Below are 11,972 nucleotides of genomic sequence, written 5' to 3'. Positions count from 1 at the left end.
AGGGATGAAGGTGGACCAGCCAGAGCGCGAGAAATGCATCCCGCCCCAGGTTTCCAGACAGATCACGGCCACATATTTTCTGGTGCGGATGACCTGAGCATAGCGTGTGGGGATCTGCCAGGAGGGAATGACGGTGCTCATGCGATGTCTGCAATCCTGAAGTCGGTGGTTTTACTGCACAGAGCGTTAGCGGCAATACGGATCTTGGCAAATCGCAAAATCTGTCAGATTGGCGGCGGTCGAGATCGGGACGCACAGGGAATTGCAGGCGCGTGAGGGTCTCTGTGCCCGTCTCGTGCGCACCCAGTCCCTGGATCTTGCCGAGCCTGCCTGCGCCCCGGAGTGACAGGCCGCGTATAAGGCAGGACGGGAGTCCGGCAGGGTCGCCGCGCGAACGCTTCGGGCAAGACGCCGCGGCGCGGCTCTCGGTCGAGCATGACGTATGCGAAGGAGGTGCGAAGGAGGGGGCGAGAGAGTGTCCCGTCGCTCCGCTCCGGGCATTTTCCCTGCGGGGCGATGTGCCTGACGAAGGCCGATAAAAGGTCGTTGCTCTGGAGCGGCTAGCGACGATGGGGGACGATTGTCGTTTGCACGGCCCGTCCGTCAGATCTCGGCGGGGGCCATCTCGCTCAGTACGGGCAGGATGCGGGCATAGAGTGCCTGTTTGAAGCCCAGATCGTAGCCGGGGACGTCATCCGGCATCACCCAGCGCCACTCCACGAACTCAGGAGGCTCAGTGCCGTCGCCCGCGAGATCGATCGCGTCATCGGACATCGTCATGCGCAGGGCGAACCAGCGCTGGGTCTGACCGCGATAGCGGCCGCCGAGCGCCTTGCCGATCAGATGGGCGGGCAGGTCATAGGGTAGCCAGCCCGGATAGGCACCGAGGAGTCTGGCTGTTTCGAGGCCCGTTTCCTCGCGAAGCTCGCGCAGGGCCGCCTGTTCGGGTGTCTCACCCTCATCGATCCCACCCTGCGGGCATTGCCAGATTTCCGGCAGATCCGCCCTGCGCGCGAGGAAGAGGGCGCCGCGCCGGTCGAAAAGCATGACCCCGACATTCGGGCGGTAGGGGAGGCTGTCGGGATCGATCATTGCGCGGCCATTTCAGAAAACCGGCTTCGTCTTTCGAAAACGAAGCCGGGAAGGGGAATTCAGTGATGAGACGGGGCCGCGCCCGGTGCCGGAGCTGGCGCCGATTTCGGCACAGGCCTGGCGGATGAGGGGGCGGGCGTCGTCGCTGCCTTCTTGTCGGCGGATTTGTCGCCAGATTTGTCAGCGGGCTTGTCTGCGGGAGGCTGACCGAGCGGCAGCGCCTCATCGGGGAGCGAAGCCATGGCCCTTACGACACGCAGCCCCTGTTGCAGCTGGAAATCCGTCGCCGGTTTCGCCAGTTCGAAACGGGGCCAGTTTTCCGGTGGTGCATGGGGAATGCTGCCCGAGATCGCAGGCAGGTCCGTGCGGGCCGGGGCCTTGCTCTTGTTCCCGCCGCTATTGGAAATGATATGGGCGAGATCGGCTTCACGATAGCCGTAGCCGTCATCGTCCTTGCTTTCCTTGACGACGATGTCCGGGGAGATGCCAAGAGCCTGGATGGAACGCCCCGAAGGGGTATAGTACCGCGCGGTGGTCAGGCGCACGGCGCCATTGCCCGGTACGGGAATCAGGGATTGTACCGATCCCTTGCCGAAGGATTTCTCTCCCACGATCACAGCGCGCCGGTGATCCTGCAGGGCTCCTGCCACGATTTCGGAGGCCGAAGCCGAACCGCCATCGATCAGAACGACGACAGGCAGCTTGCCGGCAAAATCATTGCCCTTCGCATCCCAGCGCCGGTTGTTCTCGGCATGGCGGCCGCGGATCGAGACGATCTCGCCCTCATGGATGAAATCATTGCTCACCGCGATGGCCTGATCGAGCTTGCCGCCCGGGTTGAGGCGCAGGTCGAGCACGAGCCCCTGAAGCGATCCGCCCGCCTTCTTCTTGAGCTTGTCGAAGGCTTCATGCAGGGCGGTTTCGGTATCGTCGTCGAATTCCGAGATGCGGATATAGCCGATCTTGCCGTAAAGCGCCGAGCGGACCACCTGAACGTGAACGATTTCGCGCGTCATCGTGAGCTTGATCGGCTTGGGTTCCTTCGCCCGCACGATCGTCAGGGTGATTTTCGTGCCCGGATCGCCACGCATCCTGGTAACGGCCTGATCGAGGGTCAGGCCTGCAAGCGATTTCCCGTCCACCTCGGTGATGTAATCGCCCGGTTTCATGCCCGCACGCGCGGCTGGTGTGCCATCGATCGGCGAGACGACCCTGATATGGCCGTTCTGCTGCTGGACCTGGACTCCGAGCCCTCCGAACTTGCCGCTGATCTGGATCTGCATCTCCTTGAACTGCTTTTCGTTCATGTAGGAGCTGTGCGGATCCAGTCCGCCGACCATGCCGTCGAGCGCGTTGTTGATGAGATCCTTGTCGCTGACCGGCTCGACATATTCGGCACGGACGAGATCGAGAACCGTGCCGAACAGCGTCAGCAGACGAAGCGTCTCACTGTGGTTGTTCTTGTCGGCAGCGACCTCGCGGGCAAAGGCCCGGCTGCTGATCATCTGACCGAGGCTCGGCGCCATCATGGTTTCCAGTGTCGGACCGGCGGTGATTCCGGCCAGGAATGCCGTTCCGAGCAGCAGACCGGTGCGGAGCTTCATGCAATTCTTCCCCTGAAACCGGCGCGGAGCCGATCCTGTTATGCGTTTCGCGATGAACCGGGAAGGCGCCGAGGCTTTCCGGGACCGCACGAGAAGAGAAAGCTATAGCGGGCTTCTCGCGCTCTGTCGAAGGAACGCAGAGTCGTGCGCGACGCGATCGTGCCGGGGCATCGCCCCGCGGCCCCGTATCCCGGCGATCCGGGAGACGAAGCCTAGGCTCAGGACTCATTACGGCGTCCAGTAGATGACTGTTGCGGCGAGGCAGATTGCCGAGAAGAAGGTGTGGGCGCAGCGGTCGTAGCGCGTGGCAATGCGGCGCCAGTCCTTGAGGCGGCCGAACATGTTCTCGACCTTGTGCCGCCGGCGATATCGGGACTTGTCGTGCGGGATCGGCACTTTCCGGCTCTTCGTGGGCGGGATGCATGGCTCGATGCCTCTTTCGGTCAGATTGCGCCGGAAACAATTGCTGTCGTAACCGCGATCGCCGACCAGGTGGCGAGCGGAGGGCAAGCGTGGCAGCAGCAGGGCTGCGCCCTTGTGGTCACTCATCTGACCTTCGGTGAGCAGCATCGCCACTGGACGGCCATGCCCGTCGCAGACGGCGTGCAGTTTCGAGTTCAGGCCGCCTCTTGTGCGTCCGATCCGACGCGCAGCACCCCCTTTTTGAGCAGACTTGCGGCAGTGCGATGCGCCTTCAGATGTGTGCTGTCGATCATCAACTCCTCCGGAACGCCAGCATTACCCGTCAGGGCGGAAAAGATCCGGGCAAATACGCCAAGACGGCTCCAACGGATGAAGCGATTATACAGCGTCTTATGCGGACCGTAGCCCGACGGCGCGTCCTTCCATTGCAAGCCATGCCGGATCACGTAGACGATGCCGCTCAGCACGCGGCGATCATCTACGCGTTTCAGGCCGCGCGTTTTCGGAAAATATGGCCGTAACGCGCGCATCTTGCTCACAGGCAGCATCGGCAGATCAGACATCGGGTTCTCCTTCCGTTGACCGTCGAATCACATCATCCCAGTCTCGTAAAGGGTCCTGAGCCTAGAGATAGGGCCGAGGATCGACGGCTTTGCTTCCGGCGCGGAGCTGTACGAAAAGGCGTCCGCCTTCGGCGCTCATGGCGCCGAGAACCGCCTTCCTGCCGACATGCTGACCGCTGCTGGCCGAGAGCTTGCCGAATCCGGCCAGGACGAAGCGGTAGTGATGGCCGCAATCGAGAATGATCATGTTCCCGAAACTGCGGAAGGGCCCTGCGAAATCGATCTGACCGGCGCAGGGAGCCCGGACGATGGCCGAAGCATGGGCGGTATAGGTTATTCCCGTGGCCGGGCCGCTTTCCGTATGCTGGTGCCACCCGGTCAGAACGGTGCCGGAAACGGGACCCTGCCCCCCGCCGCGCGATACCCCGTCTCCTGCGCCGAGGCTCTCGGCCTGTCGGCTCACATCCTTCGCCTTTTCGGCCTGATGCCTGCGGGCCAGCGCCTCGGCCTGCTGCGCGAGCCGTGCCTGGATATCCGCCTGCGTCTTCTCGATGGCCGCGATGGCTTCTTCCAGATTGCCCGCCTTCTCCGTGGCGGAGGCGATTTCCCTCTGGGCGGCGCTGGCGCGCGCCTGAGCCTCCTCCTGCGCCCGGGTGGCTTCGCGGCTCAGTCGGGCATTGCGGTCCCGCAATGTCGCGAGTTTGCCGCGTGCAGCCTGGAGGGCCTCGTTGCGTTCGGCAAGGGTCTGCGCCGTCTTGTCCAGCAGGACTTGCTGCGCCGCGAGATCGCGGGTCTGTCGGGCAGTGGCGCGCGCCAGCCCTGCGATGATGCTGAGCCCCTGCACCGCCTCGGAGGCCTGACCGGAAAGCGAGATGAAGGATGTGCCCGGATAACGGGAGAGACGTACCGCGACCGGAAGCAGAGCCTGCAGGCGCGCCCGGCCGCGTGCGAGTGCCTCGGCCTGCGCTTTCTGGCGAGCCGTCAGGGCGGCAATGTCCTCTGTCAGGAGCGCGATCTGTGCCTCGGTCGAGGAAAGCTCGCTTTCGGCCTGCTCGGTCAGGGCCGAGAAATGACGGGCTTTCTGTGCCGAAGCCGCAGCGTCCTTCGCGGCTTCGTCCCGCGTCTTTTTCCTGGCTGCGATGACGGCGCTCTGTGCAGCGCGCCGCTTGACCAGAGCGGCCTTTTTCCGACGGGCTGCCGCAAGGGCATTGCGGGAGACATGTGCCGTCTTGCCATGATGCGCCGATACGGCTTCGTGCCGTGCCCGGGCGGTTTCCGGTGTCAGCATCGCCAGACATCCGGCAAGCAGGATCATGCCGGTCAGGGTCGGAGTCTTGACCGGCATGAAGGGATCAGGCGTAAGCCGGTTCGGCGCCGACGGGCGCAGCGTCGAGGAGCGATTGCCCGGTCATGGCCTCGGGCTGGGCGAGGCCCATCAGGGCGAGGAGGGTCGGGGCCAGATCGGCGAGGCGTCCGTCATGGATGCCGCGCCCGGCCCCTGCACCGTGCACGATCACGGGAACGCGGTTCAGCGTGTGCGCGGTATGGGCGCCGCCCGTTTCCGGGTCGCGCATCGTCTCGCAATTGCCGTGATCGGCTGTCACGACCAGCGCCCCTCCCGCGCGGTCGATCGCATCGGCGATCCGCCCGAGGCCCGTATCGACCGTCTCGCAGGCCTTGATCGCGGCCTCGAGCACGCCGGTATGACCGACCATGTCAGGATTGGCGAAGTTGAGAACGATGAGGTCGAACGCGCCGCTTTCGATGGCTTCGACCGCACGGTCGGTCAGTTCCGGAGCGGACATTTCGGGCTGGAGGTCGTAGGTCGCCACTTTCGGCGACGGGACCAGAATGCGTTCCTCTCCCTCGAGAACGGCTTCCCTGCCGCCATTGAGGAAATAGGTCACATGGGGATATTTCTCGGTTTCCGCCATGCGGAGCTGCGTGCGCCCGGCGCGCGAGACGACATCGCCGAGCAGATCGTCCATCGACTGCTTCGGGAACATGACCTCGAGATAGGGGGCAAGCGTCTTGCTGTAGAGCGACATGGAACAGACCGAGGCGAATTGCACGGTCTTCGTTCTGCTGAACCCCTCGAACCCGGGCAGGAGCATGGCGTCCAGCAACTCGCGGATGCGGTCTGCACGGAAATTGGTCGAGAGAATGCCATCGCCATCCTTCATCCCGGCATAGGGGCCGATCACGGTCGGTACGACGAACTCATCCGTCACGCCCCTGGCCTGATGATCGGGGAGCACGGAGAGCGCGTCCGCGGCACGGTCTCCCTCACCCGAGACGATCGCATTATAGGCCAGGCTGACGCGCTCCCAGCGATTGTCGCGATCCATCGCGTAATACCGCCCGCTGATCGTCGCGATCGTCGCGGTCTGCGGCAGCGCGGAGGCGAGGGTGCGGATATAGCCGTCTCCGGAATCGGGAGGGGTGTCGCGCCCGTCCGAGAAGACATGCACGGCGACCGGAATGCCCTCTGCCGCAACGATCTTCGCAAGGGCGGCCATATGATCCTGATGGGCGTGTACGCCGCCCGGGGAGACGAGACCCATGAGATGACAGGTGCCGCCGCTTTTTTTCAGGGCGTCGATGAAGCTGTTGAGCGCGGGGTTCCGGGCAAGGGAGCCGTCGCGCGCGGCGCGTGAGATGCGCGGGAGATCCTGCATCACCACGCGTCCGGCGCCGATATTGAGATGCCCGACTTCGGAGTTGCCCATCTGCCCCTCGGGCAGACCGACATCTTCGCCGCAGGTCCTGAGATAGGCATGGGGTCCTTGCTTCCACAGCCGGTCGAAAGACGGCGTGCGGGCGAGCGCTACGGCATTGTCTTCCCGGTTCGGGCTGTCGCCGAACCCGTCGAGAATGACGAGCATGACGGGGCGCGGTGCACCCTGGGGAGATTCGGACATGAGAGGCCTCCAGCAATGATGAAGGCACAATGCCGTATTTCGAGGCGGATGCGAACCGCACATGGAGGATTTCCGGGCAGATTCCGGCTGAGAAGCGCGTGAGGACGAAGAGCGGGCCGGCGCATGCGCGGATGAAGGAGAACGAGGCGGGAAATGGGGTGAAGAACGCGGCGGAGGATGACGGGACGGGAGAAGGTGGCCGCCGATGCGCCCCGGCCCCGATCGGTGAGGGTGGGGTGAGGAAGGCGGGAAAACGAAAACAATAAGAAACACCAGATGGAAGAGAATGAAGTATAATTCCGAAAAACAGAAATAAAGGTAAGGAAATATGAGCTTCTTTCTTCTGGTATTGATGCTCGTCGGCACAGCCGCCTTCGCCATCAAGACCTATAACGACCTCAGACGGACGTCCGAACGGGTCAAGCGGGCGCGCTCCGATCTGATGGGGATGCTCCGCAAGCGCATTACTCTGGTCAATCAGCTCATCGATGTGTGCAAGGGATATGGCGAGCACGAAAAGCTCACCCATCTGACCGTTGCCGAAAACATGACCAGTCTCACCGACGGTCTGACGATGGCCGTCCAGACGCATTCCGCCTTGAACCGCGTGGCGGCGATTGCGGCCAGCTTTCCCGATCTCAAGGCCAGTACGACCTATGAAAAGCTGATGGACCAGCTCCAGGCCGTCGAGAGCGAGCTGCAGACGAAGAGGGAGATCTACAATCAGACCGTCGAGCGATATAACACCGCCCGGGCGAGTTTCCCGACCGTTTTCGTCGCCGAGGCGCTCGGCTTTCCCGCAGCCCCCTATTTCGAGACCGACGAGGAGGGACTCGAGACGCCGCTCTCGTTCCAGACCGATGACGGCGCGCTCCTCAAACAGACCGTCAGGCGTCTGGGTGACACCGCCGCGCTGCGCACGCGCGATCTGGCCCGCAAGGCGGCCGATCGTCTCGATCAGGGGCGCCAGTCTGCCGCAATGCCCGCCGCAATGCCCGCCACTCCGGGGGAAAACCAGCCCGGGGATCATGTCTGACCCGGCGGTCGTGCCTGACAGGGCATGGCGGCAGGGTGGAGTGTCGCGATGCGCTCTCTTCTCTTCTCTTCTCTTCTCTTCTCTCTCCTCGGCTTGACGGCTTGAAGCCCCGACGGGCAGGGGCCATCTCTGGCTCAGAAAAGCGAGGAGATTCTGTCATGGACGATACGACCCCGATGCCGGCCTGCGGCCTGCCGCTCACGCCCGAGCAGCATCGCGTCCTGCGCGAACACGGAACGGAACGTCCCGGATCGAGCCCGCTCAATGACGAGAAGCGCGAGGGCGTGTATCACTGCGCAGGCTGCGACGCGCCGCTTTTCGATTCCGATGCGAAATACGAGAGCGGCAGCGGGTGGCCGTCTTTCTTCCGTCCTCGTGAGGGCATGACCGAAACGACGGTCGACAAGAGCCTCGGCATGACCCGCATCGAGATCCATTGTGCGGGGTGCAAGGGCCATCTGGGGCATGTCTTTCCGGACGGGCCGCCGCCCACCGGATTGCGTTTCTGCATGAACGGCGTTGCATTGCGCTTCGAACCGAGCTGACAGCCCCCGGCAATCCCGGCTAAGGTGTGGGCATGACTGCTTCCCCCCTGCCTCCGATCGTCCTCGATCATCCGCTCGTGCAACACAAGCTGACGCGGTTGCGTCAGGCCTCGACCTCGACAGCGGGGTTCCGGCGCCTGACCCGCGAGCTGAGCCTGCTCATGTGCTATGAGGCGACGCGCTCCCTCAGCACCGAGCCGGTCGGGATCGAGACGCCCCTGGAGCGTATGGAGGGGCGTCAGCTTTCGGGCAAGAAACTGTGTTTCGTTTCGATCCTGCGTGCGGGGAACGGGATTCTGGACGGGATGCTCGACCTCGTTCCTGCGGCACGTGTCGGTCATGTCGGTCTCTACCGGGATCACGACACGCTCGAGGCGGTCGAATACTACATGAAGCTCCCCGACGATGTCGCCGAACGCGATTGCATCGTCGTCGATCCGATGCTTGCGACCGGCCACAGCGCCGCTGCGGCGATCGATCGCATCAAGGCAAGCGGCGTCCGGACCATTATCTTCGTCTGTCTGCTCGCGGCACCGGAGGGCGTCGCGTGTCTCTCTGCGCGCCATCCCGACGTACAGATCGTCACCTGCTCCATCGATCGCGGACTGGACGAGAAGGGCTATATCCGCCCCGGTCTGGGCGATGCGGGCGATCGTCTGTTCGGGACGCGCTGAACATGCGTGCGGAGGATATCGAGGAATGGCTCGATAGCTGGGTCGAGACGCATTATGCCGCCCTGACCGACAGGGACGAGGCGGCCCGGCTGTGTCTCGATGCGGCGTCCCGGGACGATATTCCCGAGCGGGGTCTTCTTGCGGCTGCCGGAGGCGATCTCGCCGCCTATCTCGAGGAAGAAGCCGAAGCGATAAGGCAGTCGGGCCGTTTCTGAGCCGACCGGACTGCAAGCCTATCCATCACGAAGGCGCATCGCGCGATGGAAGAAATGCGAGAGGAAGGGGGCGCTCCGATGCCTCCCTCCCGCGTCATGCCGGTCCCTGAGGACCGGATTGCCTATTTCGTCGGTGCCGGTCCCCTGACGATCTGCGCCATCTCATCCGGGCGCAGCCATTTTGCGAAGGCGTTCTGCACATGGGCGGACGTCATGGCATAGACCGCCTTTGCGCGCTCATAGGGCTCGGTAAGCGGCAGATCGAGATCGACCAGCGACAGGTACTGACCGGCGATACCGCCGAAACTTGCCCGTTCCATGGGCATGGAGCGGAGTATGGCAGCCTTGGCGTTGACCAGCTCCTCATCCGAGACCGGCGTTTTCTGCATGGTGACGAGATTGCGCAAGGCCGCATGCCGCGCGTTCAGCGCCTTGTCGGGATCGGAACCGTAGGTGATCACGAAAGCGCCCCGGTTGGCCGACCATGCGAAATCGCTCCCGGCAGTATAGACCATGCCGGTCCGGACACGCAGATCCTGCAGCAGGCGCGAGGAGAAGCCCGAGCCGAGGATCTGGTTGCCCAGCTCGAGCGCATAGCGATCCGGATTCCTGACACCGCTATCCACGGTCTCGGCAAGATAGACTTCATCCTGCACGCGTCCGGGATCGTCGATGACGGCGCGCGACGAACGGCTTGGCGGGCGCGCGGGCAGGGTGACGGCAGGTCTGGGGCCGGAGGCCTTCCAGTCTCCGAAGGCGTGGAGCACGGCCTGTCGGGCGCGTTCGGGCGTGATATCCCCGATCACTACGATCGTCGTGAGATCGGGCCTGTAGACGGCCTTGTAATAGGCCTGAACGTCGGCGCGGGTGATCGAGGAGAGCGATTGCGGCGTGGTTTCGCGCAAAGTCGGGTCGCCCGCCGGGGAGAGGGCCTTCGTCACGGCGCGCTGGAAACGATATCCCGGAGATTGCAGGACCCCGGCCTGTGCCGCGATGGCCTGTTGTTTCAGGACGGAGAAGGCTTTCTCCGGAAAGGCAGGATGAAGCTCGTTCTCGGCCAGAAGCGCGAGGGTCTTGTCGAAATTGGCGGTCAGGGTGCCGAGAGAGAAAGAGATTCCGCCGCTGGCCTCCGATGCCAGGGAGTCGAGCGCTGCGGCAAGAGCGAGCCGGTCATGCGTCTCGCTGCCGAAAAGGAACAATCCGCTGGTCAGTCCGGCGACCCCTTCCTTGCCTTTGGGTTGCTGGAGATCATTGTTGTGCCGGATGGTGCCGTAGAGACGTATCGTATGGCTGACATGCTCGGGCTGGACCAGCAAGGTCAGACCGTTCGGGAGGACGAAGCGGGTGGGTTGGACGAGTGGCGTCGGCGTGGGGAGTTCGGCCAGAGCGGACCGGGCCCAGTCCGGAAGGGTAATGGCCTTGTCCGGCGGCGGAAGGAGGCTTTCGGAGGCCTTGCCGCTGCTGATATCGGGCGCCTTTTTGCCCGAGGGCGTCAGGATTCCCGTAATGGCATGGGCCGGATCGAGCAGTCGTGACGCGAGCGCATCGACCTGTTCGACCGTGACGGCGCGATAGGCCTTGACGAGATCCGACGGTGAGGAAACGCCATTATAGGCCAGGGCGTCGGCCCAGCTTTGCGTCAGGGCCGTTATGCCGTTCGCATCGAATTCGAGCCCGGCGATTTCAGCGCGTTTTGCCGCCTCGACCAGTTCGGCCGGAACGCCCTTGCTGCGTATCGTTGCCAGAACCTGTCTCACCTCGTTCAGCAGGGCCTCGGGATCCTGCCCTTTCGGAAACGCCGCGAGCGCATTGCCGATACCGGCCTGGCTCTTTGCGTTGTACGAGAATTCGGTGGCCAGTGCCTTGCCCTGGGGCACGAGAGCGAACAACGCACCGCGCTGGCTGGCCAGAACGTCGGAGAGGATCTGCGCCGCCGCGAAATCGGCGCTGCGCGCACCGGGCATCCGGAACGAAATGCTGAGAATGCCGGTCGCATAATCGCTGTCGATGGCGATGGTGCGTGGCTTGGCAGGAGCGGGATCGACGACCGGCCGTGGAGGAAGCGGCGCGGAGGGTATGGAGCCGAACCGGGTCCTGACCTGTTGCAGGACGGCATCCGGATCGACATCTCCCACGATCAGCAGGATCGCGTTGTTCGGACGATACCAGTGATCGTAGAACTGTCGCAGCAGCTTCGAATCCGTCCTGTCGAAGGACTCGCGCGTCCCGAGCGCATCGTGTTCATAAGGCGTATCGGCAAAGAGTGCGCGATTCAGGGCGATGGTGAAACGCTCATAGGGCGAGGAGAGGTCGCGGGCGACCTCCTGTTCGATCGCTCCGCGTTCATGGGTCCAGTCCTGTTCGCTCAGCGTGATATTGCGCATGCGATCGGCCTCGATCCGGAGAAGCAGATCGAGATTGTGAGACGGGGCCTGGAAATAGAACTGGGTCGTATCCTCGTTCGTGAACGCGTTGTTGACGTTGCCGATACGGGCGCTGAGGGTCGAGAGCTGATCGCGATCGAGCGCCCTGGATCCGTTGAACATCATGTGCTCGAGGGCATGCGCCGTGCCGGGAAAGCCCGACGGGGAAGACGCCGAGCCGACGCGATAGATGATCTGGGTCTGGACGACCGGCGCGAGACGGTCGGGAACGACGACCACCTGAAGTCCGTTGGGCAGGGTTTCACGCACGGCATTTTCCATGGCCGTTTTCGCGATCGTCTTTCCCGGAGGGGCCGCATCGGCGGCATGCGCGGGAACGCAGGAGAGAACGGGCGTGAAAAGCAGGCTGGAGGCCAGAAGTGCCTTACGGAAGCGTGGCAGCACGGACATGGATCATTCCCGGTTGAAGATGGATGAAAGGAAGTACGACGATCGTGGCAGGGTAGCACCTCATC

At 63.6% G+C, this 11,972-nt stretch carries 10 protein-coding genes; 4 read left to right on the top strand and 6 right to left on the bottom strand.

Annotated elements, in window-relative coordinates:
- Window positions 1-603: 603 nt before the first annotated feature.
- From SSA02_RS11915 to gpmI, 5 genes are all read right to left on the bottom strand, one after another.
- On the bottom strand, window positions 604-1,092 hold the full coding sequence (locus SSA02_RS11915) for an RNA pyrophosphohydrolase (RefSeq protein WP_147094297.1): 489 nt from the start codon (window positions 1,090-1,092) through the stop codon (window positions 604-606).
- 59 nt (window positions 1,093-1,151) lie between these two features.
- On the bottom strand, window positions 1,152-2,696 hold the full coding sequence (locus tag SSA02_RS11910) for a S41 family peptidase (protein WP_147094296.1): 1,545 nt from the start codon (window positions 2,694-2,696) through the stop codon (window positions 1,152-1,154).
- Between the two features lie 228 nt (window positions 2,697-2,924).
- A protein-coding gene (locus SSA02_RS11905; protein ID WP_246103890.1) for an IS5 family transposase occupies window positions 2,925-3,682 on the bottom strand; the annotation gives its coding sequence in 2 pieces (ribosomal slippage) (window positions 2,925-3,349 and window positions 3,349-3,682; 759 coding nt in all).
- Window positions 3,683-3,743: 61 nt separating this feature from the next.
- Complete coding sequence (locus SSA02_RS11900; protein ID WP_147094295.1) at window positions 3,744-5,027, bottom strand: murein hydrolase activator EnvC family protein; 1,284 nt, start codon at window positions 5,025-5,027, stop codon at window positions 3,744-3,746.
- 7 nt (window positions 5,028-5,034) lie between these two features.
- A complete protein-coding gene (gpmI, locus tag SSA02_RS11895) occupies window positions 5,035-6,603 on the bottom strand; it encodes a 2,3-bisphosphoglycerate-independent phosphoglycerate mutase (RefSeq protein ID WP_147094294.1) in 1,569 nt (522 codons plus the stop codon).
- Window positions 6,604-6,931: 328 nt separating this feature from the next.
- On the opposite strand from gpmI, the gene SSA02_RS11890 reads away from it, so the two are divergent.
- From SSA02_RS11890 to SSA02_RS11875, 4 genes are all read left to right on the top strand, one after another.
- Complete coding sequence (locus SSA02_RS11890) at window positions 6,932-7,639, top strand: LemA family protein (protein WP_147094293.1); 708 nt, start codon at window positions 6,932-6,934, stop codon at window positions 7,637-7,639.
- Between the two features lie 158 nt (window positions 7,640-7,797).
- Window positions 7,798-8,184 (top strand): peptide-methionine (R)-S-oxide reductase MsrB, encoded by a 387-nt coding sequence (gene msrB / locus SSA02_RS11885; RefSeq protein ID WP_147094292.1) that lies wholly within the window; start codon window positions 7,798-7,800, stop codon window positions 8,182-8,184.
- Between the two features lie 32 nt (window positions 8,185-8,216).
- The gene (upp, locus tag SSA02_RS11880) at window positions 8,217-8,858 is read left to right on the top strand and encodes a uracil phosphoribosyltransferase (RefSeq protein WP_147094291.1); all 642 of its coding nucleotides are present in this window, start codon (window positions 8,217-8,219) and stop codon (window positions 8,856-8,858) included.
- 2 nt (window positions 8,859-8,860) lie between these two features.
- A complete protein-coding gene (locus SSA02_RS11875) occupies window positions 8,861-9,073 on the top strand; it encodes a hypothetical protein (protein WP_147094290.1) in 213 nt (70 codons plus the stop codon).
- Between the two features lie 122 nt (window positions 9,074-9,195).
- Here the strand turns inward: SSA02_RS11875 and SSA02_RS11870 are convergent, their stop codons facing one another.
- Window positions 9,196-11,907 carry a M16 family metallopeptidase gene (locus SSA02_RS11870; protein WP_147094289.1) on the bottom strand — a complete coding sequence of 904 codons (2,712 nt, stop codon included), beginning with the start codon at window positions 11,905-11,907 and terminating at the stop codon, window positions 9,196-9,198.
- Window positions 11,908-11,972 lie beyond the last annotated feature (65 nt).

It is taken from the genome of Swaminathania salitolerans, assembly GCF_007988945.1.
Classification (GTDB): Bacteria; Pseudomonadota; Alphaproteobacteria; order Acetobacterales; family Acetobacteraceae; genus Swaminathania; species Swaminathania salitolerans.
This window is presented reverse-complemented; position numbering and strand designations above follow the sequence as displayed.